This is a genomic window from uncultured Roseovarius sp., assembly GCF_913057115.1.
Lineage (GTDB): Bacteria > Pseudomonadota > Alphaproteobacteria > Rhodobacterales > Rhodobacteraceae > Roseovarius.
The window spans coordinates 35,874-61,507 of sequence record NZ_CAJXNN010000017.1; the positions used below are offsets into that span (position 1 = coordinate 35,874).

The window sequence follows — 25,634 nt, forward strand, 5'->3', positions numbered from 1 at the left end:
GCCACGGGGGTTCCACCCCCGGACCCCCGGGGGTATTTTGGCCAAGAAAAAGCAGGAAAGACCTTAACACATGACGCGGCGCGGCCTTTTGATCATCCTCAGCTCGCCTTCGGGGGCGGGCAAATCCACCCTGACCCGGCGCTTGCGCGATTGGGATTCATCCTTGAGTTTTTCGGTCTCGGCCACCACCCGCACCCCGCGCGAGGGCGAAGTGGACGGCAAGGATTATCACTTCATGTCTCAGTCGGAATTCCAACGGCAGGTGGCCGATGGCGGCATGTTGGAACACGCCCATGTCTTCGGCAATTTCTATGGCTCGCCGCGTGGTCCGGTGGAGGAGGCGATCAACCAGGGCAATGACGTGCTTTTTGACATCGACTGGCAAGGCGCGCAGCAAATCCAGAACTCGGCCCTTGGGCAACATACCCTGTCGATCTTCATCCTGCCGCCCTCGATTCGCGAATTGCACCGGCGCTTGGTGACGCGCGGACAGGACAGTGACGAGGTGATCGCCAAGCGGATGCGCAAAAGCTGGGACGAAATCAGTCATTGGGCGGAATACGACTATGTCCTCGTCAATGACGATCTGGAGGCCACCGATAAACGGTTGAAAACCATCGTTGAGGCGGCACGCCTCAAACGCTTGCAACAACCGGGGCTGAATGCCCATGTCAAAGCCCTGCATTCTGAGTTCGAGGAAACCCAATGACCCTTTACATGCTGGATGGCCATAGCCCGAAAATCGCCCGCGACACATGGATTGCGCCTGATGCCAACCTGATTGGCAAGGTGGTGGTTGAGGAGGCCGCCTCGGTCTGGTTCGGCTGCACGCTGCGCGGCGACAACGAGGAGATATTGATCGGCGCGGGCAGCAACGTGCAGGAAAATACCGTCATGCACACCGATATGGGCTATCCGCTTGTCATCGGGGCGGGCTGCACCATTGGGCACAAGGCGATGCTGCACGGCTGTACCTTGGGTGAAAACACCCTGATCGGCATGGGCGCAACCGTTTTGAACGGCGCCAAGATTGGCAAGAACTGCCTGATTGGCGCCGGGGCCTTGGTGACCGAAGGCAAGGAAATCCCCGATGGCAGCCTTGTGATGGGCGCACCCGGCAAGGTGGTGCGCGCGCTGGACGAAAAGGCAATCGCGGGCCTGCGCGCCTCGGCCCTGCATTATCAGGAAAACATGCGTCGCTTCCGCGACGGATTACAGGCGATTTAACCCGGGATGGATCAATCCACGATCCCCGCGCTGTTGCAGGCCATTCCACTGCCCTCGGTGCTGATCGGCCGGGGGGAGCGGATTCTGGGGGCCAATCAAGCGGCACTGACACTGCTGGGGCAGGGCATCGTTGGGCGGCATTTCATCACCGCGATCCGCCAGCCCAATGTGCTGGACGCAATTGAAACGACCCTGCGCGAACGCGGCCAGCGCAGCGCGCGCTACCTCGGCGCCGACGGAGATCAGGAGACAACCTTCAACGTCACCTGCTCCAAGGTGCAGACCGATCTGGGCAGCGGGGTTCTGGTCTGTTTCGAGGATGTCACGCATCTTGAAAAGGCAAGCCAGATGCGGCGCGATTTCGTGGCCAACGTCAGCCACGAATTGCGCACGCCGCTGACCGCTTTGATGGGGTTTATCGAAACCCTGCAAGGCCCTGCAAAGGGCGATATCGCCGCCACCGAGCGGTTCCTCGGGATCATGGCGGGCGAAGCGGCGCGGATGGAGCGGCTGGTGCAGGACCTTTTGTCGCTCAGCCGGGTGGAGGCGGATGAACGGGTGCGCCCGACCGACCGGGTCGACCTTGGCGCGGTTCTGCAATCCGTGGTGCATTCCATCCGCCCGCTTGGCGAGGAGGCTAAGGTCGAGATCGCGGTCACGCTTCCCGGGGAAACCGTGATCATCCCCGCCGAGGACGATCAGATCCGGCAGGTGTTCACCAACCTCATCGAAAACGCCATCAAATACGGCGGCAGCGGCAAGACGGTTCATGTCACCCTGCGCACGCATGATCACGCGCCCTCGCTGCGCGGGCCCGGTGCCGTGGTCGAGGTGCGCGACGAAGGCCCCGGCATAGACCCCATCCACATCCCTCGGCTTACCGAACGCTTTTACCGCGTTGACAGCCACCGCTCGCGTGAAATGGGCGGCACGGGGCTTGGCTTGGCCATCGTCAAACACATCATCAGCCGCCACCGGGGCCGTCTTCGCATCGAATCGGAGCCAGGGAAAGGCAGCACGTTTCGGGTGATTCTCCCGCGGGTTGTAACAAACGCCTGACCACGCTTCACCACAGCCAAAAATGGACAAATTTCCCAGTTGTCTAATGGCCCGGTTTTCTTGGGTTTTAGCATCTTCTTTCAGCCTGTCATAAAACCGTTACAAAACTTTAACAAAAGGGTCGCGAAACGCGCCTAGCAGGCAGGGCGAGGCCATCGAGACCGGTGGCTGAAACCAGAAAAACTCAGGAGCTCTACATGTCCTTTCTGAAACTCACCGCGTCCGCGACTGCCATCGCAGCGCTTTCCACCACCGCCGCTTTCGCCCGTGACAACGTGCAGGTTGCCGGTTCGTCGACCGTTCTGCCCTACGCGTCGATCGTGGCCGAACTCTTCGGCGACAACACCGACTTCCCGACCCCGGTCGTCGAATCGGGCGGCTCCTCGGCGGGCCTCAAGCGCTTCTGCGAAGGCGTGGGTGAGAACACCATCGACGTGGCCAACGCCTCGCGCGCCATCCGCGAAAAAGAAATCAAGGCCTGCGCCGAGAACGGTGTCACCGACATCATCGAAGTGCGCATCGGCTATGACGGCATCGTCTTTGCCAGCCAACAGTCGGGCCCCGCGTTCACCGCATTCGAGCCGGCTGACATCTACAACGCCATTGGCGCCACCGTCCTGAAAGACGGCGAGTTGGTCGACAACCCCCACAACAGCTGGGCCGAGTTCAACGCCGACCTGCCCGATGCCGAGATCGCCATGTTCATCCCCGGCACCAAGCACGGCACCCGTGAAGTCTTCGAAGAAAAAGTCTTGCTGCAAGGCTGTGAAGACACCGGCGCCGTTGCCGCCATGGAAGAAAAAGGCATGGATGAAGACGCCATCGAAGACGCATGTTTCGACGTGCGCCAGGACGGCAAGTCGGTCGACATCGACGGTGACTACACCGAAACTCTGGCCCGCATCGACGCCAACACCAACGGCATCGGCGTGTTCGGTCTCGCGTTCTACGAGAACAACACCGACAAGCTGAAAGTGGCCACCATGTCGGGCGTGTCGCCTTCGACCGAAACCATCGCCTCGGGCGAATACCCGGTCTCGCGTCCGCTGTTCTTCTACGTGAAGAAAGCCCACATCGGCGTGATCCCCGGCCTGAAAGAATACGCTCAGTTCTTTACCGCTGACGAGATCGCAGGCCCCGGTGGTCCGCTGTCGAACTACGGCCTGGTTGCTGACCCGGAACTGGCCAAGACCCAAGCCAAAATCGCTGATGAAGTGACCATGGGCGAAGGCATGTAATCGAACCGATTACGGTCAGGGGGCGGCACATTCCGCCGCCCCCTTTTCCTTTTAGGACCTTTTCAATAAATCGACGGGGGGCACATGCCACTTTTCTGGCTTATCTTGATCGTGCTTGCGATTGCGGCGGGGGGCTTTCTCCTTGGGCGGCAACGCAGCTTGGCCAGTGCAGGCGGCGATAACCGCGAACTGCACTCCTTGCCCTCCTACTATGGCTGGAACGTGGCACTTAAGGCGGCGGTTCCGGCAATGCTGCTGATCGTCGTCTGGCTTCTGGTACAGCCGCTCTATGTCGGCTCGACGGTGTCGTCGATGATTCCCGATCACGCGGTGGATGATAACTCTTCTCGCGGGCTGGTCATGGCCGAGGTGCGCCGCACCGCCGAGGGCCTCGATAATGCAGTCTCCGAGGGCATCATGACCGAGGATTATGCCCGCGACCTGCGCGCCGACATCACCGATGTCACCCAACGCCTCAAGGATGCGGGCCAGATCGTCACCTCCGAGGTTACACAGCCGATCCTGAACGCCGCGCAGCGCTTCCGCGTGATGAATGCCGCCGGCAACCTCTACATGTCCATCGCGGCCATCGTGCTGGCCGCCTTGGGCGCGTTCTGGGGGCTCAAGGAAGCGCATTTCGATTTCCGCGCCCGCAATGTGGTGGAACATGGTATTCGCGCTATCCTCGTCGGCGCGGCCTCCATCGCCATCCTGACAACCGTGGGCATCGTGCTCAGCCTCGTCTTCAACACGATCGAGTTCTTCCGCCTCTATCCGGCATGGGATTTCTTCACCGGCCTCAACTGGGCGCCCAGCTTCTCTGGCCGGGGCGGCAGTTCAGATCTGGGCGTGATCCCGCTGCTCTGGGGGACCTTCTACATCTCCATCGTCGCGCTTGCCGTGGCCGTGCCGATCGGGCTGTTCTCGGCGGTTTACCTGTCTGAATACGCCAGCCGCCGGGTTCGGTCCGTCGCCAAACCGATGCTTGAAGTTCTGGCCGGTATCCCCACCATCGTCTACGGCCTTTTCGCCTTGCTCACCGTTGGCCCGCTCCTGCTGTCGGTCTTTGGCCGCGATGGGCTTGGCTGGATGCAAGCCGGGACCGCCGTTATGACCGCCGGGCTTGTCATGGGCATCATGCTCATTCCCTTCGTAAGCTCGCTGTCGGATGACATCATCAACGCCGTGCCGCAGGCCATGCGCGATGGCTCCTACGGGCTTGGTGCCACCAAGTCGGAAACCATCCGTCAGGTGGTGCTGCCCGCCGCATTGCCGGGCATCGTGGGGGCCATCCTTCTGGCCGCTTCACGGGCCATTGGCGAGACCATGATCGTGGTACTCGGGGCCGGGGCCGCCGCGAAACTCGCGCTCAACCCCTTCGAGGCCATGACGACGGTGACCGCCAAGATCGTGTCACAGCTGACTGGCGACGCCGATTTCGCCAGCCCCGAGGCGCTTGTCGCCTTCGCCCTCGGCATGACCCTCTTTGTCATCACCCTGGGCCTCAACGTTCTCGCCCTTTACATCGTGCGCAAATACCGGGAGCAGTACGAATGACCGACGCATCGCTCAACTCTTCGGACGCCCCGCGCAAAGGGTCGCTCCATGTGCAGGACGCGCAAACCACGCGCCGCAACCGCGCCGAGGCCCGCTTCAAGGGCTATGGCATCGCCGCCATCCTCGTGGGCCTCTTCTTCCTCGTGGTGCTCGCGGTCTCTATCGTGCGCTCGGGCGCGCCCGCCTTTACACGCACCGTGGTGGATGTGCAGTTCACCATGAGTTCCGCACAGGTTCAGGCCGCAGAAAACGAATTGTTCAAGACCAAGGCCTATCAAACCGCCTTCATCGACGCGCTGAAAACCCAGCTTGATGCGCGTGGTATGCAGGTCGAGTTCGACAACGCGGCCATCGAACGCCTGCTGGGCAAGATCGGTGGCGATCTGCGAACCTTCTACGCCGAAAACCCCGACCAGATCGGGCAGGAGGTCTCGTTCCAGCTTCCGGCCTCGTCGCGCGTTGATCGCTACCTCAACGGCGACCTGACCCGTGATGACATCGAAGACAGCCGTTTCCTGATGAAAGCCGACCTTGATCTGGTCGATGCACTGGAAGAGGCCGGGATCATCCGTGGCGCCTTCAACTGGACCTTCATCACCGGCACCGACTCAGGGGTGGATAACCCCGGCGGGGCAGGGCTTGGGGCCTCCGTGATCGGCTCGTTCTTCATGATGCTGGTGGTTCTGGTCCTGTCGCTGCCCATCGGCGTCGCCGCCTCGATCTATCTCGAGGAATTTGCGCCGCAAAACAAGTTCACCGACCTGATCGAGGTGAACATCTCGAACCTCGCCGCCGTGCCGTCGATCGTTTTCGGTATCCTTGGCCTTGCGGTCTTCATCCAGTTCATGCACCTGCCGCAATCCGCGCCGCTCGTGGGTGGCCTCGTGCTGACGCTGATGACCCTGCCAACGATCATCATCTCGACCCGCGCCTCGCTCAAATCCGTGCCGCCCTCCATTCGCGACGCGGCCCTTGGGGTCGGGGCCTCGAAAATGCAGGCGGTCTTCCACCACGTCCTGCCGCTCGCGATGCCCGGTATCCTGACCGGCACCATCATCGGCTTGGCCCAGGCGCTTGGCGAAACCGCGCCGCTACTACTCATCGGCATGGTCGGCTTTGTCGCCCGTGGCTACCCCGACGGCGTCATGGCCGGCTTCACCGAAGCCAACTCCGCCATGCCCGCGCAAATCTACACATGGGCCGCCCGCGCCGACGCCAGCTTCTACGAGAAAGCCTGGGGCGGGATCATCATCCTGCTGGCCTTCCTGCTCACCATGAATATCATCGCCATCATCCTGCGCCGCCGCTTCGAGCGCCGCTGGTAATCCGAGGGACAAACCCCATGTACGACGCACCAAACCTGGAGAGAACCGTGGCCCAAGACGACATCAAATTCGCCGCCCGCAAGGTGCAGGTCTACTACGGCGACACCCACGCCATCAAAGACGTGGATGTCGACATCCAAGACAAGACCGTCACCGCCTTCATCGGTCCCTCGGGCTGCGGCAAGTCGACCTTCCTGCGCTGCCTCAACCGGATGAACGACACCATCGACGTCTGCCGCGTCGAAGGCGATATCAAGCTCGACGGCGAAGACATCTACGACAAGCGCGTCGACCCGGTGCAACTGCGCGCCAAGGTGGGCATGGTCTTCCAGAAACCCAACCCTTTCCCCAAGTCGATCTACGACAACGTCGCCTACGGCCCGAAAATCCACGGCATGGCCAAGAACAAGGCCGAACTGGACGAGATCGTCGAAAAGGCCCTGCGCCGCGGCGCCATCTGGGACGAGGTGAAAGACCGCCTCGATGCCCCCGGCACCGGCTTGTCGGGCGGTCAGCAACAGCGGCTCTGCATTGCCCGCGCCGTGGCCACCGAACCCGAAGTGCTGCTGATGGACGAGCCCTGCTCGGCGCTTGACCCGATCGCCACCGCACAGGTCGAGGAACTGATTGACGAGCTGCGCCAGAACTACTCGGTCGTGATCGTCACCCACTCCATGCAACAGGCTGCACGTGTAAGCCAGAAAACCGCCTTCTTCCACCTCGGCAACCTCGTCGAATTCGGCGAAACGGGCCATATTTTCACCAACCCCGAGGATGAGCGCACCGAAAGCTACATCACCGGCCGGATCGGCTAAGGATATTTGAGATGAGCACCGACCAACACATCGCATCGGCCTTCGACCGCGACCTCGAAACCATTCAGGCCCAGATCATGAAAATGGGCGGACTGGTCGAAGAGGCGATCCTCAATGCCGCCAAATCGCTCGAAACCCGCGACGAGGAACTGGCCGAGGAGGTGCGCAAACGCGACAGCGCCATCGACCTGCTCGAAGAACAGATCAACGAGGAAGCCGCCCGCGTCATCGCCCTGCGCGCGCCCACCGCGATTGACCTGCGCCTGATCCTGTCGGTCATCAAGATTTCCGGCAATCTGGAACGTATCGGTGACTACGCCAAGAACATGGCCAAACGCACCACCGTTCTGTCCAGCATGCCGCAAATCAATGGTGCCACCGCCGCCCTGCGCCGCATGGCGCGGGAAGTCGAACGCATGCTGCGCGATGTGCTGGATGCCTATATCCAACGCGATTCCGATCTGGCACAGGACGTCATGCACCGCGATCACGACGTCGATCAGATGTACAATGCGCTGTTCCGCGAATTCATCACCTTCATGATGGAAGACCCGCGCAACATCACCCCCTGCATGCACCTGCATTTCATCGCCAAGAACACCGAGCGCATGGGCGATCACGTGACCTCCATCGCCGAACAGGTGATCTATCTGGTCACCGGCGAAATGCCCGAAGACCCGCGCCCCAAAAGCGACAAGACCTCGCTGAACCCCGAATACTCCGAGCCCAAGGCGTAATTCTCAGGAAGTCCAAGCATGTCCTCCGATCAACCCACCGTCCTGCTTGTCGAGGATGAACCGGCCCAACGCGAAGTCTTGGCCTATAACTTGGAGGCCGAAGGCTTCCGCGTTTCCCGTGCCGAAAACGGCGAGGAAGCGCTGATGCTCGTCGAGGAGGGCGCGCCCGACCTGATCGTGCTGGACTGGATGCTGCCCAATGTCTCTGGCATCGAGGTCTGCCGCCAACTCAAGACCCGCTCCGATACGCGCGGCGTGCCGATCATCATGCTCTCGGCCCGCTCCGAGGAGGTGGACCGCGTGCGCGGCTTGGAAACCGGGGCTGACGACTACGTGGTCAAACCCTATTCCGTGGTCGAACTCATGGCCCGCGTCCGCGCCCAACTGCGCCGCTCCCGGCCCAGCACCGTGGGCGAACGTCTGGAATACGAAGATATCGTGCTCGATTCCGAAACCCACCGCGTCACCCGCGACGGCAAGGATCTCAAGCTCGGCCCGACCGAATTTCGCCTGCTGTCGACCTTCATGGAAAAACCGGGCCGCGTCTGGAGCCGCGAACAATTGCTCGATCGCGTCTGGGGCCGCGACATCTATGTCGATACCCGCACCGTCGATGTCCATATCGGACGGCTGCGCAAAGCGCTCAGCAAACACGGCGGGGCCGACCCCCTGCGCACCGTGCGCGGCGCTGGCTACGCCTTGGGATAGGATTTCGTACGACTCGTACGAAGGTCCGTCATGCCGTGTGGATTCTCGTACGAAACCCTTTGGGTAGGCGTACGACTCGTACGAAAACGCGCTGACATGAATACTTCGGCAAAACTGCATAACTGGCGCGCGCCAGCATATGACTTTTTCGCAAATGCTCCTTACGGACCTCTCATGATCTGCCTTGGGGATTGGGTATTCTTGCCAAGAAAAGCCGAAGCTATTCATCTTTCCAAAAATACTCTGGGGGAGGCGCCCGCAGGGCGGCGGGGGCAAAGCCCCCAAAAAAATCCACCACCTCAATCCCTTAGCGGGGCAGGGGGTCTTCATCCTCGGTTTGGGTTGCCAGCCAATCGCGGAACTTTACCAAAGCCGCATCGCGGGATTTCTCCACCGGCCAGACAAGGTGATAGGCCCCGGGGCTTTGCGTCGGCCCGCCCCAAGCGCGCACAAGCCGCCCAGTGGCCAAATCCTGCTCGGCCAGATAGTCGGGCAGAAGCGCCACGCCCAAGCCATGCAAGGCCGCCTGCGTGATGGTCGAAAACTGGTCATAGATCGTGCCGGTCACCTGCACGCCCTCGATACCATGGGCGGCAAACCACGCGGGCCAGGCCTCGGGCCGGGTTTCGATATGTAGAAGCGGCAGGCGCAGCAGGTCTTTCGGCTCGCCCGGGCTGAAATCGCGCCGCAACTCGGGCGCACAAACCGCCACCACCGCCTCGGATTTCAGGCGCATGGCCTGCGTGCCGGGCCAATCGGCTTGGCCAAAATGTATAGCTGCATCAAAGCCTTCTGAGGCAAAGTTAAACGGCTTTAGCCGGGTGGACAGGTTGATCGTGACCTCCGGATGCCGCCGCGCGAAATCGGCCAGGCGCGGCACCAGCCAGCGCATCCCGAAGGTGGGCAGAATAGCCAGATCAAGGCTACCGCCCGCCGGGTTCACCGTCAGTTTCATCGAGGCCTGTGAGATTTTCTGCAAGGCGCCGCGCACCTCGGCGGCATAGTCGCGCGCCTCGGGCGTCAGCCACATGCGACGCCCTTCGCGAATGATTATCTCCACCCCCAACTGGCTTTCCAGCGTCTGCAACTGGCGGCTTACGGCACTTTGGCTGAGGTTCAGTTCTTCCGCCGCAGCCGTCGCACTTCCCAGACGGTCCAGCGCTTCCAGCGCGCGCAGCGCAGTGGTTGAGGGCAGGAAGCGGCGGACAGGGGGCATATATGCGTTTACCTCATAGATGGTTGCAGAATTCGCGATATTTCTTAGCTGAAAGTTAAGCTATCGTACAGAAAACACGCAATTTCCGCATAAGGAGTGTGCCGTATGAGCCTCGACGCCCCGAAACTCGCCCCGAAAGACAAGCCAGACCTTGGCTCTTTCGATTGGGCCGACCCGTTTTATCTTGAAAATCAACTGCTTGAAGAAGAGCGGATGATCGCGCAAAGCGCCCGCACTTTCGCGCAAGAAAATCTTCAGCCCCGTGTGATCCGCGCCTATGCCGAGGAACAGACCGACCCCGAGATCTTCCGCGAGATGGGCGAAATGGGCCTTTTGGGCACCACGATTCCGGAAGAATATGGTGGATTGTCAGCGGGTTACGTCAGTTACGGCCTTGTCGCGCGCGAGATCGAACGCGTCGACTCCGGCTACCGCTCCATGATGAGTGTCCAATCCTCATTGGTCATGTATCCCATCTATGCCTACGGCAGTGAAGAGCAGCGCGCTAAGTACTTGCCGGGATTGGCAAAAGGCGAGTTGATCGGCTGTTTCGGCCTCACCGAACCCGACGCCGGATCGGACCCCGCCGCGATGAAAACCCGCGCCGAGAAGGTCGACGGCGGCTATCGAATCACCGGCTCCAAGATGTGGATTTCCAACTCTCCCATCGCCGATGTTTTCGTCATCTGGGCCAAGTCCGATTCGCATGACGGCAAGATACGCGGCTTTGTTCTCGAAAAAGGAATGAAGGGGCTCAGCGCCCCGAAAATCCAAGGAAAACAAAGCCTTCGCGCCTCGATCACAGGCGAGATCGTGATCGATGGCGTCGAAGTGGGCGAGGACGCGCTTTTGCCCAATGTCGAAGGTCTCAAGGGGCCTTTCGGATGCCTTAACCGTGCGCGCTATGGCATCGCCTGGGGCGTCATGGGCAGCGCCGAATTCTGCTGGCACGCCGCAAGACAGTACGGTTTGGACCGCCAACAGTTCCGTCGCCCTCTGGCGCAAACCCAACTTTACCAGAAAAAGCTTGCCGATATGCAAACAGAGATCGCACTGGGTCTTCAGGCGGCGTTAAGGGTTGGCCGCCTCATGGATGAGGCGAATGCCGCACCCGAGATGATTTCACTGATCAAGAGGAACAATTGCGGCAAGGCGCTCGACATCGCACGACAGGCCCGAGACATGCATGGTGGTAATGGAATTTCTGAGGAATTTCAGGTCATTAGGCATATGATGAACCTGGAAACGGTCAACACCTACGAGGGCACGCACGACGTGCACGCCCTTATTTTGGGCCGTGCGCAAACAGGGTTGCAGGCGTTTTTCTGAACATGCCTCTTGCCATGGATGGCAGGGCCGATACCTTGCCGTCCAAAAGACGCACAGAGCTGTGAAATGAATAATCGCAATGCAAATTTTGCCACGAAGAGACAGCCATGAACGGGCTCGAATCCCTTTGGGCAGAAAGCACAGCCGAAAGAGTCTCGGCACAACGCTTGCGGGGCGACGATACCGCCGATCTGGCCATCATCGGAGGCGGTTTTACCGGCTGCTCCGCCGCTCTTGAAGCTGCGGGGCAGGGGGCTGACGTTGCCCTGATCGAAGCGCAAACCATCGGGTACGGCGGGTCCGGGCGTAACGTCGGTCTGGTCAATGCGGGTTTGTGGCTGCCGCCCGATGACGTTTGCAAAATTCTGGGGCCAGAGGCGGGCGAGCATCTGAACCGCGCTTTGGCCGAAGCACCCGGTGCGGTTTTTGACATTATAAACCAATACGATATCGCCTGCGAACCCAAGCGGCAGGGCACATTGCACCTGGCCCATGCGCCCTCTGCCATGGCCCAGCTTGAATCGCGATACGCGCAAATGGAGGCGCGCGGCGCGCCCGTCACCCTGTTGGATGAAAACGAGGCCCAGGCCCGCACTGGGACGCGCCAAGTCCACGGTGCGCTTCACGACGCCCGCGCCGGGACAATACAGCCCTTGGCCTACGCGCAGGGCCTCGCCCGGGCAGCGCAGGGGCAGGGCGCGCGCATCTATGAGAACACGCCCGCGCTCTCGGCCGCGCAACATGGCGGGCAGTGGGTCATTCGCACAGCCAGCGGCAAACTCCGTGCGAAACGCCTGCTGGTGGCCACCAATGCTTACCACGAGGGCATCCAGAATTTGACCATACCATCAACCTCGCGGGTGAATTTCTTCCAGTTGGCGACGGAACCCCTGGGCGACAATATCGCCAAAGATATCTTGCCAGGGGGCGAAGGATGTTGGGATACCGGGCTGATCATGTCGTCACTGCGCCGTGACAACGCCGGCCGCATCATTCTGGGCGGCATGGGCGACGACAAGGGGGTACAGGCGAACTGGGCGCGGCGCAAGCTGACCAAACTTTTCCCCGAGCTTTCCGCCGTCGAGGTCACGCATGCTTGGGCCGGACGCATCGCCATGACCTTCGATCATCTGCCGCGCATCTTGAACATTGGGTCAAACGGCTTGGCCGTCTTTGGCTATTCTGGCCGCGGCATCGCGCCAGGTACGCTTTTCGGTGCCAGTACAGCGCGCGCGCTTCTCAGCGGGGACCACCGCGGATTGCCGATCGCACCGGTAGATTATCACCGTGAACGCCTGACGGGTATGAAATCGGCGATCTTCGAGGCAGGGGCGCGGCTACGGCATATGATTGAAGGGCGGTGGTAGAGCCGATTGGCTCAACCCAAAATGCGCATAATCAGTATTATGTTGATTATTGTGCAGCCCAAGAAAGTGCCCATCACCGGAAACTTCCTCAATACCCGCAGGCCCTTAGACCAATACCCTAAAGCTCTGGACGCAGATACCCCTAACGGTCTATCACTGGAATAAAGGGATGGTGATTTATGACCTCAATTCTGATCCTCAATGGTCCGAACCTGAATTTGCTCGGCACGCGCCAGCCCGAGGTTTATGGGCAAACGACGCTTGCCGACATTCAAGCGCTCTGCGCCGAGACCGCCAAGGAGCTCGGTTGCGACATCACCTTTGAACAAAACAACTCTGAAGGCGCGCTCATTGATCTGATCCACGCCGCCCGCGAAACACACGACGGTATCATTCTCAACGCCGGGGCCTACACGCATACCTCGGTCGCCCTGATGGACGCCCTCGCCTCAGTCGAATTGCCCTGTATCGAGTTGCACCTGTCGAACATTCATGCACGCGAAGAGTTTCGCCACACCTCCTATATCTCGAAAGTGGCGCTTGGCGTGATCTGCGGGTTTGGCGCCCAAGGCTATCCGCTGGCGATCCGCGCCTTACATGGCCATCTGGGGTAACCACATGATTGATCCGGCTCGTCTCAACAATCTGCTGAACGCGCCCGGTATCGAAGCCCTCTGGGACATGCATTGCCGACAGATGGCAGAATTCGGGTTCGACCGGTTGCTATATGGCTTTACCCGTTACCGCACAGCAACAACGCTTGGAGATCCCGAGGATTTCGTCCTGCTCAGCAACCATGAGCCGGCCTATATCACAGGTTTCATCGAAGACCGGCTCTATGCCGATGCGCCGATGGTGAAATGGGCGCTGGAAAACGATGGCGCGTGCTCATGGTCGTGGATCCAGTCACTTGACCTGACACCCGCAGAACAAAACGTCTTGGCCTTCAACAAGGCGCATGACGTCACGGCGGGCTATTCCGTCAGCTTCAAAAGCGTCTCACCACGCGCCAAGGGCGCCATCGCACTCACGGCTACGCCTGATCTCGACCAGCAAGCGGTGGATGAGCTCTGGGCCGAACAAGGGGAAATCATCACTGCGCTCAATACCGTTGTCCATCTGCGCATCCTGTCCCTGCCCTATAATCCGCCCGGCCGCGCCTTGACGAAACGCCAGCGCGAGGTTCTGGAATGGGTCGGCGACGGAAAAACCGTGCAGGACACCGCACTCTTGATGGAACTGACCCCGGCCACCGTCGAAAAGCACCTCCGCTTGGCCCGCGAGGCGCTCAGCGTCGAGACCACCGCACAGGCGGTTCTGAAGGCGGCGTTTCACAATCAGATGTTCATCGTCGAACGCTGACCGAACCACGGCCCAATCTGCCGCTCGGAACTGCCTGGGACATGGGTCCGAAACCCTCTTTATACCTGGGGGGTAAGGAATCCCTGACTTACATTACCTAAGGTAAACAGAGCAAAGTGACAGCGTTCCGTGAGTGGTGGCTTTAGCCTGGGAACATAAGGGATGCATTACCCCGGTATTTCGCGGCTCTGCATCTCTCGTCCTACTTGGACATCTGGTCGTCGGTTCTATTTTTCGAACCGGCGGTCAGGGTCACGACCGGCCCACTCATCCCCAAATACGGGCAGGTCAAAAATTAAGGTGCCGCCAAAACTGGCGGCACCTTTTTCTTTTTCAATTAGGAAGAAGAGCTTAGCCTTGAGCGGCCTTGGCGACCTCAGCGGCGAAATCTTCTTCTTTTTTCTCGATGCCTTCGCCCACTTCAAGGCGAATGTATCCGATGATCTCGGCACCCGCTTCCTTGGCCGCAGCCTCGACCGTCAGGTCGGGGTTGATGACAAAGGACTGGCCCAGAAGCGTGACTTCCGACATGAACTTCTTCATGCGACCAACGATCATCTTTTCGATCACGTTGTCGGGCTTGCCGGATTCCTTCGCGATGTCGATCTGAACCTGACGCTCTTTCTCGACCACGGCGGGATCCAGCGAGGCCTCGTCCAGCGCGGCGGGGTTGGTCGCCGCGATATGCATGGCAACCTGCTTGCCAAAGGATTCGTCACCACCTTTCAGGGCCACCAGAACGCCGATCTTGCCCATGCCGTCGGCCATGGCGTTGTGCACGTAGCTGACAACGGTCTCGCCTTCGACTTTCGCCATTCGGCGCACGGACATGTTTTCGCCGATGGTGGCGATCTTGTCGGTGATGGTATCGGCCACGCTCTTGCCACCAAGGTCAGCAGCGGTCAGCCCCTCCATGTCGTCAACGCCAAGTGCGGCGTTGGCGATGTCGCCAACCATGCTCTGGAACTCGGCGTTCTTGGCAACAAAGTCGGTCTCGGCGTTCACCTCGACGGCCACACCTGTGCCGCCGTCCACCTTGACGGCCACAAGGCCCTCGGCAGCGGTCCGGTCAGATTTCTTGGCGGCCTTGGCAAGGCCCTTGGTGCGCAGCCAATCGGTGGCGGCTTCCATGTCGCCATCGTTCTCGGACAATGCTTTTTTCGCGTCCATCATGCCTGCGCCCGTCGCGTCGCGCAGTTCTTTCACCATTGCAGCTGTGATCGCCATATCGGCTCTCCTTGAAAGTCAGGGAATGCGGGGCGTGGTATGCCCACGCCCCATGTCAAATTCGTGAAAGCGGATCAGCTTTCCGCAGGGGCTTCAGTCGCGGCCTCTTCGGCGGCTTCCTCGGCAGGCGCTTCCGCCATCGCGCCGACGTCGACACCAGCAGCGCCAAGTTGCGCGGCGGTCCCGTCCAGCGCGGCACGGCTCACCAGATCGCAGTAAAGCGAGATGGCGCGCGCGGCGTCGTCGTTGCCGGGGATGATATAGTCGATGCCATCGGGCGAGCAGTTGGTGTCAACCACGGCGACAACCGGGATGCCCAGCTTGTTGGCTTCAGCCACAGCCAGAGCCTCTTTCTTGACGTCGATCACGAACAGCATGTCCGGCACGCCACCCATCTCGCGGATACCGCCAAGGCTGGCTTGCAGTTTCTCTTGGTCACGCTCGATGCCCAGACGCTCTTTCTTGGTCAGACCCTCACCACCTGCGGCCAGGATCTCGTCGATCTCGTTCAGGCGCTTGATCGACTGCGAAACGGTTTTCCAGTTGGTCAGCGTACCGCCCAGCCAGCGGTGGTTCATGTAGTATTGCGCGCATTTCTCGGCGGCTTCGGCGACCGGGCCGCTGGCCTGCCGCTTGGTGCCGACAAACAAAAGGCGGCCACCCTTGGCAACACATTCCCGCACGGCATTCAGCGCCGCGTCCATCATCGGGACGGTCTGCGTCAGGTCGACAATGTGGATGCCGTTGCGCGCACCATAAATGAACTCGCCCATACGGGGGTTCCAGCGCTGCGTTTGGTGACCAAAGTGAACGCCAGCTTCCAACAGCTGACGCATGGAGAATTCGGGAAGACCCATGTCGTTTTCCTTTTCCGGTTTTCGCCTCGGCACGGGGTGAGAAGCGGATGCTTCAACCGGTGGACCGCCGGGGATGTCTCCCCCGATCAGCCCGCCCATACCTGCGGATTGAATGCCGCGCGTATAGACCTATTCCCCGCCCCGCGCAACCCCCCTGCCCTTGAGGGCTTCATAAGGCCAAATGCGGGGTGCGTGCCGCATGACCACCCCTACCAGAATTTCCCTCTAGAGCCCCAAAAGACCAGACACCTCCTTTGCCAGCGCGCGCACTTCATCCGTCGCCGCCGCCGACCGCTTCGCTTCCATCACCCCCAGACCGCGCCCCAAGGCTTCGGCATAGACCACCCGATTGGCCAGCGTCGCCTGCAAGGGCTTGGCCTCAAGGCCGGCCACCGATTTTGCCACATCCTCGCCAACCCGCGTGCCGGTGCGTGTCCGGTTCATGACAATATGCGTCGGTGTCCCAACCCGGTCCGCCAAGTCCAAAACATCATGGGTGGCCCAGACATCCGCCTGACTGGCGGATACAGGGATCAGCACCAAATCCGCCTCGCGCAAGACCTGCCGTATATCGCTATCGGCCTTGGGCGGCGTATCGACCAAAATGACATCGGCCACATCCCCCACCCCTCTGAGGGCGCGCGAAATGCCATAGGCCGTCGCGGTCGCAAAGCGCAGGTTGTCATCCTCTCCCAAAGCCTCTTCACGAATATCCAGCCATTTGCCAAGACTGCCTTGCGGGTCAGTGTCCAAGAGACCAACGCGCTTGCCCTCCGCCAGATACGCGATTGCCAAATTGGACACGAGCGTCGTCTTCCCCGCGCCACCTTTCTGTTGCGCCACGCAGATGATTTGACTGCTCATGTTTCGATCCTCCAGATACCATTCTGCAGTGCAGCATATATTGTCTGGGGCATAAAGGCGATAGCTCCGTCGGAGTGTGACTTAAAGGCGAACCCGCCGTGGCTCTATCTGACGCAGTTGATGCGACCTCGCCGCTTTTCGCCGCAAGCCGGTTACCTGCTCCATCCACGTCCACCAACGTACGAAACACCCGTACAAAACGTACGAAAGTGGCCGCGCGGCGTGTTAACCTTGCGGTATTCGGGAAGAAATACCGACGCAATACCGACGTTTTACCGATGTGATGCAGACTGGGGTTTTTCCTGTTAATCAAGGGCTTAGTGCCGATTCGCGCCTCATTCGCAAAAGGACACCGCCGTGACCCGCATCTTCACACCCAGCCCTGAGGTGCAAGAGGCCCTCACCCATGACCGCCCCGTGGTGGCGCTGGAATCCACCATCATCACCCATGGCATGCCCTATCCCGACAACCTCCAAACCGCGCAACAGGTCGAAGAAGATGTACGCCAAGCCGGGGCGATACCGGCGACAATCGCCGTGATAGACGGTGATCTGCGCATAGGGCTTGAAGCCCAAACCCTTGAAAAACTGGCCAAATCCAAAAGCGCCGCCAAGCTCTCGCGCGCCGATCTGGCGGTGTGCATGGCCCGGGGCGGCACCGGCTCCACCACCGTATCCGCCACCATGATTGCCGCCCATCTGGCCGGTATCAAGGTCTTCGCCACCGGCGGCATCGGCGGTGTGCATCAAGGGGCCGAGCAAACCTTCGACATCTCCGCCGACCTGCAAGAACTGGCGCAAACCCCCGTCACCGTGGTCTGCGCCGGGGCCAAGGCCATTCTGGACCTGCCCAAGACCTTGGAAACATTGGAAACTCTGGGCGTGCCTGTTATCGCCTATGGCCAAGATGCCCTGCCCGCCTTCTGGTCGCGTGACAGCGGCTTGCCCGCGCCTCTTCGCCTTGATGATCCGGCGCAGATCGCCAAGGCACAGCTCATGCGCGCGCACCTCGGTCTGCCCGGTGGTCAGCTTGTCGCTAACCCGATCCCGCCGCGCGATGAAATACACTCCAGAATTCTTGCGCCACTGATTGCGCAGGCCCAATCCGAAGCCGCCGCGCAAGGTCTCAGCGGCAAGAGTGTGACCCCTTTCCTCCTGCAAAGGCTTTTCGAGCTAACCAATGGCCAATCCCTCACGGCAAATATCGCGCTTATCCGCAACAATGCCCGCCTCGCCGCCGGGATCGCCATGGAATTGACCGCCCAAAGCCCGGCCTGACCCATCCCGATTGCATATTTTACAAGCAAAAGCCCCATTATTTCGCGGCGGGTGACCTCGGCCCATTGTGACCTTCCGCGTTTCTGCTTAGATACGCCTGAAATTCACAGGCTCGTATCGCCCCATGAACACCCCATTCGACGAAGAACCACAGCACACCCGCAAACCCGGCATGTTGGCCGGCCTACGCGCCAGCTTCCTGACAGGGATTGTCGTCATCGCTCCGGTGGCGCTGACCGTATGGTTCGTCTGGGCGCTCATGGGCTGGGTCGACAGCGTGGTTTTGCCGCTGATTCCCTCCAGCTTCCGCCCGGAGCATTATATCGGCATTAACCTTCGCGGCGTAGGCGTGATCATCTTTCTGGTGTTCACCATTGTCGTGGGTTGGATCGCCAAGGGCCTGATCGGCAAATCGCTGATTCTTTTCGCGGAATCGCTGGTGGACCGCATGCCGGTCGTTCGCTCGATCTATTCGGGCGTCAAACAAATCGCCGAAACGGTCTTCGCGCAAAGCGAACGCAGTTTCGAAAAGGCCTGCCTGATCCAGTATCCACGCAAGGATATCTGGGCCATCGGCTTCATTTCCACCTCCGCCAGAGGCGAGGTGAATGCAAAGGCCGAATCCGGTTCGGACCTTCTGAGTGTCTTCGTGCCGACCACGCCAAACCCAACCAGCGGCTTTTTGTTGTTCTTTCCCAAGGAAGATGTGATCGAACTGGACATGAGTGTCGAAGATGCCGCCAAGCTGGTGATCTCGGCCGGGCTCGTCTACCCCGGCCAGGTAGACCCAAACGACCCGCGCCTGAAATCCAAGGGTAAAGGCTAACAAAATCTCAATTTGAGATAGATCAATGCGGCCCGCATGGAATCACATTCCATTTTAAATATGTGATTCCATTTGCCTAGCGGGGTGCGCCCATGATCAGAGCGATTGTTTTTATAGGGCTCACGTCCCTCGCCTCCCCTGTTTTCGCCCAAGACACCGCCCCCGGAGTCCCCGGCTCGGGCAGCACCGCAGACCATTCCAAATTCGAAGTCCTGCAAAAGGAATTCTCTTCCGGTCCCGAGGTGACCAAGGCCTGCCTGTCATGCCACACCGAAGCCGATGACCAAGTCATGCATTCCATCCATTTCAAATGGGAATTCGAGCATCCGGAAACCGGGCAGAGTTTAGGAAAACGCAACGTCATCAATGCCTTCTGCGGTGCCGTCGCCGGGAATGAGCCGCGCTGCACCTCCTGTCATGCGGGCTACGGCTGGGAGGATATGCAGCAATCCTCTGCACAGGCGCAGGCCACCCCGGATTGCCTTGTCTGCCACGACACATCGGGACAATACACCAAAACCGCCACCGGCGCGGGCCACCCGCCGCTTGATCCGGTGCCGCCCAATTCGAAAACCATCACAGGTGCCAAATCATGGCCCGTCGACCTTGGCAAAGCCGCGCGCAGCGTCGGAGAGCCGACCCGTGCCAACTGTGGCAACTGCCATTTCTACGGCGGCGGCGGCGATAACGTGAAGCACGGTGATCTGTCCTCGGCCCTCTATAATCCTGCCCGCGCCGTCGATGTCCACATGTCCCCCGAGGGCGAGGATTTCACCTGCTCCACCTGCCATGTCAGCGACCAACACGACTGGGCCGGTTCGCGTTACCTCATGCAGGCCAGTGATCCGCATGGGCAGGGCAAACCCGGCGCGGCCCGAAATGCCGCCACCTGCGAAAGCTGCCACGGCAACGCCCCGCATGAGGCCAACCTCAAAGGCCTCAAACTCAACGATCATACCGATACACTGGCTTGCCAAACCTGCCACATCCCCGAATTCGCCCGTGGCGGCGTGGCCACCAAAACCGTCTGGGATTGGTCCACCGCGGGCAAGCTGGATGAAGACGGCAATGCCATGGCCATCTCGGACTACCTCGAATCCGATGGCGACCACCGCCATACCTACATGTCCACCAAGGGCGATTTCGAATGGGGCGAGGACGTCCCACCCGTATACGCCTGGTTCAACGGCGTGGTCGAATACACCACCGGCGACCGCAAGATCGACCCGACCCAAACCGTTGAGATCAACCCCATCCACGGCCGCCCCGACGCCGCCGACAGCCGTATCTGGCCCTTCAAACGCATGGAAGGCCGCCAAGCCTATGACAGCGTGATGAACGAACTGGTCTACACCCACGTCTGGGGCCCCGACACCGATACCGCGCTTTGGACCAACTTCGATTGGGCCAAGGCGATCAAGGCGGGCATGGAGGCGGCGAGCGAAGACTATTCCGGCGAATATGACTTCGTGGATACCTACATGTATTGGCCCATCACCCACATGGTTGCCCCTGCCGAAGACGCGCTCGATTGCGCCACCTGCCACGCCAAGGATGGCCGCATGTCCGGCATCACCGGCGTCAACATGCCCGGAACCACCCCCTTCAATGCCGCTGGTCTTCTCGGCCTCGCCATGGTCATCGCCGCCCTCGCCGGTGTCGTGATCCATGCCCTGATCCGCATCACTCGCAAAGGAGGCTCCCATGGCTGAGCGTTTCGTCAAGGTCTACCCCCGCTTTGAACGCTTCTGGCACTGGTCGCAAATGGCGCTGATCATGGTGCTGCTCTTTACCGGGCTGGCCCTGAATGGCCTGCATGGGCTGATCCCCTTTGGTCCGGCCACCATGCTGCATATCATCGCCGCGCTGGCCCTGATCGTGCTCTGGGTTTTCGCGATCTTTTGGCACCTGACCACCGGCACGTGGAAACACTACGTCCCCACCCGCAAAGGCCTCCTGCGCGTCGCCAAGTTCTATGTCTGGGATATCTTCAAGGGTGATCCCCACCCCTACCGCAAGGCCTATTGGCGCAAACATAATCCACTACAGGCGGTGACTTATCTGGCTCTCAAGGTCCTGCTTTTCCCCGCCATCTGGATCACCGGCCTGCTCGCCCTCGGCTGGAACTTTTGGGAGGATATCCCCAACGCCCCAATGCTGGGCGCGCTGGTCTCCAATATCCATCTGCTGGCCGCCTATGCCATCGCCGCCTTCGTCATCGCCCATGTCTACCTTCTGACCGTGGGCCACTCCTTCCGCGAGCACGTGAAACCGATGATCACCGGCTTCGACAAGATCGACCTCACGCCTGCGGAAGAGGCCTATCTCGAAGCCGACGAACCCGGCCGCCTCAAACCCAAGGGGTAAAGCCTTTCCAGTCATTGTTGCATCACCAATACCCTGCCAGGCCTACGGCCTTCTCGGGACATTGGCGATGCAGTTTGAGTCAAGGTGAACTGGAAACGCTCTAACCATACATCGCGGCCATATCCACGGTGCTGCCCTGCCCCAGATCGTCCCTGTGCGCCGCAAGAAACCGCTCCGTTGCCGCATAGCCCGCATCATGCAACCGATGCAGAGTCACCGGCGACGGAACCAGCTTGGTCGCCACCGACAACTCCCGCATCAGCGCGTCATCGGCAATCATATGCACATAAAGCCGCTTCATTGTGCCTTGGTTCAGCGCGCCATCGTCCAACAAACGTTGCACGAAATGAATCGCCCGCAACTCCCGTAACAGCGAGGAGTTGAAACTGATCTCGTTGATCCGGTTCTGAATGTCCTGCGGGCTTCTCGGCACCTCCTCGCGTTCCAGCGGGTTGATATGCACGATCAAAATGTCGCTCGGCAAATCCCCCTCGAACAGCGGAAAAAGCGCCGGGTTGCCGGTATATCCGCCGTCCCAATAATGCGCGCCCTCGATCTCCACCGCCTTGAACAATGTCGGCAAACAGGCCGAGGCCAAAAGCGCCTCGGTCGAAATCTCCGCCCCACGAAACACCTTGATCTTGCCGGTATGCACATTGGTGGCACCCACGAAAAATGCAGGGCCGTCCTCGGCACAAACCGTGTCATAATGAAATTGCTCCACGATACGCGTCAGCGGATTGGCATAAAACGGCCCATAGGCATAGGGGCTCACCACCCGGCTCATGGCATCAGCGAAAAGATAGGGCGGTGACAATTCCAGCGCGCCGCTAAAGGCCTCCGGCTGCGGCATGACCCCCGCCATCCAGGCGGGCATCCGCATATCCTGCACCGCGCCCATCTGCTCCCACAACCACTCCAGGTTGGCCCGCGCTCCGTCGCGCCCGCCTTCCAGCAAGCCGGATTTCACCGCTGCCCCGTTCAAGGCCCCGGCCGATGTCCCCGAAATCCCGGCAATCTCGATGCCCTCATCTTCCAAAAGACGATCCAGAACACCCCAGGTAAAGGCGCCATGCGCGCCGCCACCCTGAAGCGCCAGGTTGATCCGCTTCACATTAGACACGTGACCCTCATCTTCTTCTGTTCATAAATATCCCGGGGGTCCGGGGGCAGCGCCCCCGGCCGGTCGGATCGCGTCAGCGATCCGAGACATCCTCACATCGCGGTCCAGCCGCCATCGACACTGATCGTGGTACCCGTCACCTGCGCCGCCGCATCCGAGCACAGGTAAAGCGCGGTGCCGCCCAATTGTTCGACCGTGGCAAATTCCTTCGACGGTTGCCGCTTGAGCATGACATCCTTGATCACATCCTCGCGGCTCATGTCGTATTCTTTCATCGTATCGGGAATCTGCGCTTCCACCAGCGGCGTCAGGACATACCCGGGGCAGATCGCATTGGCGGTAATCGGCTCCTGCGCGGTCTCAAGGGCGGTGACCTTGGTCAGGCCGACAACCCCGTGCTTGGCCGCCACATAGGCCGATTTGAAGGGGCTGGCGCGCAACCCGTGGGCACTGGCGACATTGATCACCCGGCCCCAGCCCGCCTTGCGCATCATCGGCAGCGCGGCGGCAGTCGTGTGAAAGGCCGAACTCATGTTAATGGCAATGATGGCATCCCATTTGTCGACTGGAAATTCCTCGATCCCGGCGACATGTTGGATACCGGCGTTGTTGACCAGAATATCGCAGGCCCCCGCCTGTTCGATCAGGGCGCGGCACTCGTCAGGCTTGGACATATCCGCCTTGATGTAACGCGCCTCGACCCCGTGCTCCTTGCCAATCCGCTCGGCGAGGGCGTGATCCTCGTCGCTATCGGTGAAGGAATTCAGAACCACCTTGGCCCCGGCCTTGGCCAATTCCTCGGCGATGCCCAGCCCGATACCCGAGTTCGATCCGGTGATAATCGCTGTCTTGCCTGTGACGCTCATGTCGTGTCTCCCGTTGCTTTGCGATTGCAGCATAAATGCCGCGCCCGCGAATTGCACCGGGAAAGACAGGTTCCTTTTGCCCCTGCCCTCTGATTGTGAGAACAAAAAAAAACGCCGGCACGAAGCCGGCGTTAAGTTATTGAGGCAGGTTTCATACAGGCAAGAAACCTATCGAGCAGTGCACTCTTTATAAGCAATCTGACGCCATGATCCAAGCTAAAAGTTTGAAAAGGCAAGAATCCCTGTCTACGGTCCTGCCCCAAGCATATAAAGGCCCCGGGGGATTGTTGCCAAAATGAGACCAGATTTTTTCCGTCTTGCAGGCATCGCAGCCACGTTATTTTTACTGGTCTTCGGCACGCTGCCCGGCCACGCAGAGAAGGCGCATGGCATAGCTATGTATGGCCAACCCGCCCTTCCACCTGATTTTGTGTCATTGCCATACGTCAATCCAGATGCGCCCAAGGGCGGGCGGGTCGTAACAGGCAACGTCGGCAGCTTCGATTCGCTCAATCCTTTCATCCTCAAAGGCAGTGCGCCGTGGCAGCTTCGCTACCTCACTCACGAATCTCTCATGGGCCGATCCTGGGATGAACCCTTCTCCCTTTACGGCCTTCTCGCCGAATCGATCGAGACAGGTCCGAATCGCGAATGGGTGGAATTCACCCTCCGTGAAGAGGCCCGATTCTCCGATGGAAGCCCCATCACCGTCGAAGATGTCCTCTGGTCCTATGAGGTCTTGGGCACCCAAGGGCACCCACGCTACCGCGCCTTTTGGGACAAACTCGCGTCGATTGAACAAACCGGCCCGCGAAGCCTGCGCCTCACCTTCACCGAAGAGGATCGCGAACTCGCCCTCATCGCCGGTCTGCGCCCTATCCTCCAGAAATCCCAATGGCAGGGCAAGGAATTCAGCGAAGGCACGATCAATGACATTCCCCTCGGTTCCGCCCCTTACGTTGTGGAGGACTTCGAGGTGGGCCGCCACGTCACCCTCAAACGCAACCCCGACTACTGGGGCAACGCCCTGCCCCTGCGCCAAGGTGTGCATAACTTCGATGAAATCCGCATTGAGTTCTACGGCGACAACACCGTGTTGAAAGAAGCCTTCAAAGCCAAGGCCATCTCCTACATCCGCGAGTTCAACGCCGAACGTTGGGAGAGCCAGTATGATTTTCCGGCCGTGCAATCCGGTGAAATCGTCAAATCCGAGATTCCACACCGCAAACCCTCGGGCATGACCGGCTTTGTCATGAACACCCGCAACCCACCGCTTGATGACTGGCGCGTGCGCGAGGCATTGATTCAGGCGTTTAACTTCGAGTTCATCAACGACACGCTCACCGGCGGGCGACAACCGCGCATCACCTCCTATTTCTCGGGCTCCGAACTGGCCATGCAGCCCGGCCCGGCCAAGGGGCCGGTGCGCGATTTGCTGGAACCCTTCGCCGATAGCCTCCTGCCCGGCACGCTGGACGGCTATGAGCTGCCGCAAAGCGATGGCTCCAAACGCAATCGCCGCAACCTGCGCCGTGCCATGAAGCTGCTGAACGAGGCCGGTTGGACCGTACAAGACGGCCTGTTGCGCAACGCAGCCGGCGAGGTGATGGAGCTTACAGTGCTTTTGCAGCAAGACGCGCTCATCCAGCAGGCTACGGCCATCATGGATATCTATGCCCGCGCACTGGAACGGCTTGGCATCATCCTCACCTTGCAATCCACCGACAAGGCGCAATACAACGAACGCCAGCGGGTCTATGATTTCGACCTCACATTCGCCCGTTGGTCGCTCAGCCTCAGCCCCGGCAACGAACAACTCTATTACTGGGGCACCGAGGCCGCCGACCAACCCGGCAGCCGCAACCTTATGGGCATGAAAAGCCCCGCCGCCGAGGCCATGGTCCAAGAAATGCTGACCGCCCGCACCCAAGAAGGCTTCACCGCCGCCGTGCGTGCCTTGGACCGGGTGTTGATTTCAGGTCGCTATGTGATTCCAATTCACTCTTATGCCGTTGGCCGCATTGCCCATTTGCGCGAATTGCGTTATCCACAGGATCGCTTGCCGATCTACGGGGATGGCATCGGCTTTCTCCCGACGGTTTGGTGGCACGAGGCAGAATAAGAAGCAGTCTTGATAAACAAGAGGCACAAAGCCATGAAGAAACTGATCGCTTTCTCGCTGATCGCGGCCCTCGCCGGCTGTGCTACAGTTGATGGCGTCGGACGCGATATCTCGGGTGCGGCGCGCGGGGTTCAAAGCTGGTTCTGATCCGAACCTGACCCTAG

25 protein-coding genes are annotated in these 25,634 nt (G+C 60.2%); 19 read left to right on the forward strand and 6 right to left on the reverse strand.

Going from position 1 to position 25,634, the window contains the following annotated elements:
• The first annotated feature begins 70 nt into the window (after positions 1-70).
• From gmk to phoB, 9 genes are all read left to right on the forward strand, one after another.
• On the forward strand, positions 71-709 hold the full coding sequence (gene gmk, locus QZ498_RS09045; protein ID WP_294621565.1) for a guanylate kinase: 639 nt from the start codon (positions 71-73) through the stop codon (positions 707-709).
• A complete protein-coding gene (locus QZ498_RS09050) occupies positions 706-1,227 on the forward strand; it encodes a gamma carbonic anhydrase family protein (protein ID WP_294621566.1) in 522 nt (173 codons plus the stop codon). The genes gmk and QZ498_RS09050 overlap by 4 nt, the downstream gene beginning before the upstream one ends.
• 6 nt (positions 1,228-1,233) lie before the next feature.
• On the forward strand, positions 1,234-2,286 hold the full coding sequence (locus QZ498_RS09055) for an ATP-binding protein (protein ID WP_294621567.1): 1,053 nt from the start codon (positions 1,234-1,236) through the stop codon (positions 2,284-2,286).
• Between the two features lie 197 nt (positions 2,287-2,483).
• Positions 2,484-3,524: a substrate-binding domain-containing protein gene (locus QZ498_RS09060; protein ID WP_294621605.1), complete on the forward strand. Its 1,041-nt coding sequence runs from the start codon at positions 2,484-2,486 to the stop codon at positions 3,522-3,524.
• A gap of 84 nt (positions 3,525-3,608) precedes the next feature.
• Positions 3,609-5,081: a phosphate ABC transporter permease subunit PstC gene (gene pstC, locus QZ498_RS09065; protein ID WP_294621568.1), complete on the forward strand. Its 1,473-nt coding sequence runs from the start codon at positions 3,609-3,611 to the stop codon at positions 5,079-5,081.
• The gene (gene pstA / locus QZ498_RS09070; RefSeq protein WP_294621569.1) at positions 5,078-6,406 is read left to right on the forward strand and encodes a phosphate ABC transporter permease PstA; all 1,329 of its coding nucleotides are present in this window, start codon (positions 5,078-5,080) and stop codon (positions 6,404-6,406) included. The genes pstC and pstA overlap by 4 nt, the downstream gene beginning before the upstream one ends.
• Positions 6,407-6,423: 17 nt before the next feature.
• Positions 6,424-7,221 (forward strand): phosphate ABC transporter ATP-binding protein PstB, encoded by a 798-nt coding sequence (pstB, locus tag QZ498_RS09075; RefSeq protein ID WP_294621570.1) that lies wholly within the window; start codon positions 6,424-6,426, stop codon positions 7,219-7,221.
• 11 nt (positions 7,222-7,232) lie between these two features.
• Positions 7,233-7,958: a phosphate signaling complex protein PhoU gene (phoU, locus tag QZ498_RS09080; RefSeq protein WP_294621572.1), complete on the forward strand. Its 726-nt coding sequence runs from the start codon at positions 7,233-7,235 to the stop codon at positions 7,956-7,958.
• Between the two features lie 18 nt (positions 7,959-7,976).
• The gene (gene phoB, locus QZ498_RS09085; protein ID WP_294621573.1) at positions 7,977-8,666 is read left to right on the forward strand and encodes a phosphate regulon transcriptional regulator PhoB; all 690 of its coding nucleotides are present in this window, start codon (positions 7,977-7,979) and stop codon (positions 8,664-8,666) included.
• Between the two features lie 307 nt (positions 8,667-8,973).
• On the opposite strand, the gene QZ498_RS09090 is transcribed toward phoB, so the two are convergent.
• Positions 8,974-9,882 carry a LysR family transcriptional regulator gene (locus QZ498_RS09090; protein ID WP_294621574.1) on the reverse strand — a complete coding sequence of 303 codons (909 nt, stop codon included), beginning with the start codon at positions 9,880-9,882 and terminating at the stop codon, positions 8,974-8,976.
• Positions 9,883-9,987: 105 nt separating this feature from the next.
• On the opposite strand from QZ498_RS09090, the gene QZ498_RS09095 reads away from it, so the two are divergent.
• The 4 genes from QZ498_RS09095 (at position 9,988) to QZ498_RS09110 (ending at position 13,940) form a co-directional block, all read left to right on the forward strand.
• Positions 9,988-11,211 (forward strand): acyl-CoA dehydrogenase, encoded by a 1,224-nt coding sequence (locus QZ498_RS09095; RefSeq protein ID WP_294621575.1) that lies wholly within the window; start codon positions 9,988-9,990, stop codon positions 11,209-11,211.
• Positions 11,212-11,318: 107 nt separating this feature from the next.
• The gene (locus QZ498_RS09100) at positions 11,319-12,578 is read left to right on the forward strand and encodes an FAD-binding oxidoreductase (RefSeq protein WP_294621576.1); all 1,260 of its coding nucleotides are present in this window, start codon (positions 11,319-11,321) and stop codon (positions 12,576-12,578) included.
• Positions 12,579-12,757: 179 nt separating this feature from the next.
• Positions 12,758-13,192, forward strand: a complete 435-nt coding sequence (aroQ, locus tag QZ498_RS09105; RefSeq protein WP_294621577.1) for a type II 3-dehydroquinate dehydratase — start codon at positions 12,758-12,760, stop codon at positions 13,190-13,192.
• A gap of 4 nt (positions 13,193-13,196) precedes the next feature.
• Complete coding sequence (locus QZ498_RS09110) at positions 13,197-13,940, forward strand: LuxR family transcriptional regulator (RefSeq protein ID WP_294621579.1); 744 nt, start codon at positions 13,197-13,199, stop codon at positions 13,938-13,940.
• Between the two features lie 351 nt (positions 13,941-14,291).
• On the opposite strand, the gene tsf is transcribed toward QZ498_RS09110, so the two are convergent.
• From tsf to parA, 3 genes are all read right to left on the reverse strand, one after another.
• Positions 14,292-15,167, reverse strand: a complete 876-nt coding sequence (tsf, locus tag QZ498_RS09115; protein WP_294621580.1) for a translation elongation factor Ts — start codon at positions 15,165-15,167, stop codon at positions 14,292-14,294.
• A 74-nt stretch (positions 15,168-15,241) separates the two neighbouring features.
• Positions 15,242-16,024 carry a 30S ribosomal protein S2 gene (gene rpsB / locus QZ498_RS09120; RefSeq protein ID WP_294621581.1) on the reverse strand — a complete coding sequence of 261 codons (783 nt, stop codon included), beginning with the start codon at positions 16,022-16,024 and terminating at the stop codon, positions 15,242-15,244.
• A 225-nt stretch (positions 16,025-16,249) separates the two neighbouring features.
• A complete protein-coding gene (gene parA / locus QZ498_RS09125; protein ID WP_294621582.1) occupies positions 16,250-16,888 on the reverse strand; it encodes a ParA family partition ATPase in 639 nt (212 codons plus the stop codon).
• A gap of 357 nt (positions 16,889-17,245) precedes the next feature.
• Here parA and QZ498_RS09130 point away from each other — a divergent pair, with 357 nt between their 5' ends.
• The 4 genes from QZ498_RS09130 (at position 17,246) to QZ498_RS09145 (ending at position 21,359) form a co-directional block, all read left to right on the forward strand.
• A complete protein-coding gene (locus QZ498_RS09130) occupies positions 17,246-18,166 on the forward strand; it encodes a pseudouridine-5'-phosphate glycosidase (RefSeq protein ID WP_294621583.1) in 921 nt (306 codons plus the stop codon).
• A 124-nt stretch (positions 18,167-18,290) separates the two neighbouring features.
• Positions 18,291-18,992, forward strand: a complete 702-nt coding sequence (locus QZ498_RS09135; RefSeq protein WP_294621584.1) for a DUF502 domain-containing protein — start codon at positions 18,291-18,293, stop codon at positions 18,990-18,992.
• Positions 18,993-19,084: 92 nt separating this feature from the next.
• Positions 19,085-20,704, forward strand: coding sequence for a tetrathionate reductase family octaheme c-type cytochrome (locus QZ498_RS09140; protein ID WP_294621585.1), 1,620 nt, complete (start codon positions 19,085-19,087; stop codon positions 20,702-20,704).
• Positions 20,697-21,359, forward strand: coding sequence for a cytochrome b/b6 domain-containing protein (locus QZ498_RS09145; protein ID WP_294621586.1), 663 nt, complete (start codon positions 20,697-20,699; stop codon positions 21,357-21,359). The genes QZ498_RS09140 and QZ498_RS09145 overlap by 8 nt, the downstream gene beginning before the upstream one ends.
• 100 nt (positions 21,360-21,459) lie before the next feature.
• On the opposite strand, the gene QZ498_RS09150 is transcribed toward QZ498_RS09145, so the two are convergent.
• Positions 21,460-22,473 carry a patatin-like phospholipase family protein gene (locus QZ498_RS09150; RefSeq protein WP_294621606.1) on the reverse strand — a complete coding sequence of 338 codons (1,014 nt, stop codon included), beginning with the start codon at positions 22,471-22,473 and terminating at the stop codon, positions 21,460-21,462.
• 101 nt (positions 22,474-22,574) lie between these two features.
• Entirely contained in the window at positions 22,575-23,348 is a 774-nt protein-coding gene (locus QZ498_RS09155) for a 3-hydroxybutyrate dehydrogenase (RefSeq protein WP_294621587.1), read from the reverse strand.
• Positions 23,349-23,745: 397 nt separating this feature from the next.
• Between QZ498_RS09155 and QZ498_RS09160 the strand changes: the two genes are divergently transcribed.
• Positions 23,746-25,470, forward strand: coding sequence for an extracellular solute-binding protein (locus QZ498_RS09160; protein ID WP_294621607.1), 1,725 nt, complete (start codon positions 23,746-23,748; stop codon positions 25,468-25,470).
• Between the two features lie 33 nt (positions 25,471-25,503).
• Entirely contained in the window at positions 25,504-25,617 is a 114-nt protein-coding gene (locus QZ498_RS09165; RefSeq protein WP_294621588.1) for an entericidin EcnA/B family protein, read from the forward strand.
• Positions 25,618-25,634: the final 17 nt, after the last annotated feature.

What these genes read in the sequence shown, in the direction of transcription:
- gmk (WP_294621565.1), top strand. Translation starts at nt 71, where the DNA reads ATGACGCGGCGCGGCCTTTTGATCATCCTCAGCTCGCCTTCGGGGGCG.
- QZ498_RS09050 (WP_294621566.1), top strand. Translation starts at nt 706, where the DNA reads ATGACCCTTTACATGCTGGATGGCCATAGCCCGAAAATCGCCCGCGAC.
- QZ498_RS09055 (WP_294621567.1), top strand. Translation starts at nt 1,234, where the DNA reads ATGGATCAATCCACGATCCCCGCGCTGTTGCAGGCCATTCCACTGCCC.
- QZ498_RS09060 (WP_294621605.1), top strand. Translation starts at nt 2,484, where the DNA reads ATGTCCTTTCTGAAACTCACCGCGTCCGCGACTGCCATCGCAGCGCTT.
- pstC (WP_294621568.1), top strand. Translation starts at nt 3,609, where the DNA reads ATGCCACTTTTCTGGCTTATCTTGATCGTGCTTGCGATTGCGGCGGGG.
- pstA (WP_294621569.1), top strand. Translation starts at nt 5,078, where the DNA reads ATGACCGACGCATCGCTCAACTCTTCGGACGCCCCGCGCAAAGGGTCG.
- pstB (WP_294621570.1), top strand. Translation starts at nt 6,424, where the DNA reads ATGTACGACGCACCAAACCTGGAGAGAACCGTGGCCCAAGACGACATC.
- phoU (WP_294621572.1), top strand. Translation starts at nt 7,233, where the DNA reads ATGAGCACCGACCAACACATCGCATCGGCCTTCGACCGCGACCTCGAA.
- phoB (WP_294621573.1), top strand. Translation starts at nt 7,977, where the DNA reads ATGTCCTCCGATCAACCCACCGTCCTGCTTGTCGAGGATGAACCGGCC.
- QZ498_RS09090 (WP_294621574.1), bottom strand. Translation starts at nt 9,882, where the DNA reads ATGCCCCCTGTCCGCCGCTTCCTGCCCTCAACCACTGCGCTGCGCGCG.
- QZ498_RS09095 (WP_294621575.1), top strand. Translation starts at nt 9,988, where the DNA reads ATGAGCCTCGACGCCCCGAAACTCGCCCCGAAAGACAAGCCAGACCTT.
- QZ498_RS09100 (WP_294621576.1), top strand. Translation starts at nt 11,319, where the DNA reads ATGAACGGGCTCGAATCCCTTTGGGCAGAAAGCACAGCCGAAAGAGTC.
- aroQ (WP_294621577.1), top strand. Translation starts at nt 12,758, where the DNA reads ATGACCTCAATTCTGATCCTCAATGGTCCGAACCTGAATTTGCTCGGC.
- QZ498_RS09110 (WP_294621579.1), top strand. Translation starts at nt 13,197, where the DNA reads ATGATTGATCCGGCTCGTCTCAACAATCTGCTGAACGCGCCCGGTATC.
- tsf (WP_294621580.1), bottom strand. Translation starts at nt 15,167, where the DNA reads ATGGCGATCACAGCTGCAATGGTGAAAGAACTGCGCGACGCGACGGGC.
- rpsB (WP_294621581.1), bottom strand. Translation starts at nt 16,024, where the DNA reads ATGGGTCTTCCCGAATTCTCCATGCGTCAGCTGTTGGAAGCTGGCGTT.
- parA (WP_294621582.1), bottom strand. Translation starts at nt 16,888, where the DNA reads ATGAGCAGTCAAATCATCTGCGTGGCGCAACAGAAAGGTGGCGCGGGG.
- QZ498_RS09135 (WP_294621584.1), top strand. Translation starts at nt 18,291, where the DNA reads ATGAACACCCCATTCGACGAAGAACCACAGCACACCCGCAAACCCGGC.
- QZ498_RS09140 (WP_294621585.1), top strand. Translation starts at nt 19,085, where the DNA reads ATGATCAGAGCGATTGTTTTTATAGGGCTCACGTCCCTCGCCTCCCCT.
- QZ498_RS09145 (WP_294621586.1), top strand. Translation starts at nt 20,697, where the DNA reads ATGGCTGAGCGTTTCGTCAAGGTCTACCCCCGCTTTGAACGCTTCTGG.
- QZ498_RS09155 (WP_294621587.1), bottom strand. Translation starts at nt 23,348, where the DNA reads ATGAGCGTCACAGGCAAGACAGCGATTATCACCGGATCGAACTCGGGT.
- QZ498_RS09160 (WP_294621607.1), top strand. Translation starts at nt 23,746, where the DNA reads ATGTATGGCCAACCCGCCCTTCCACCTGATTTTGTGTCATTGCCATAC.
- QZ498_RS09165 (WP_294621588.1), top strand. Translation starts at nt 25,504, where the DNA reads ATGAAGAAACTGATCGCTTTCTCGCTGATCGCGGCCCTCGCCGGCTGT.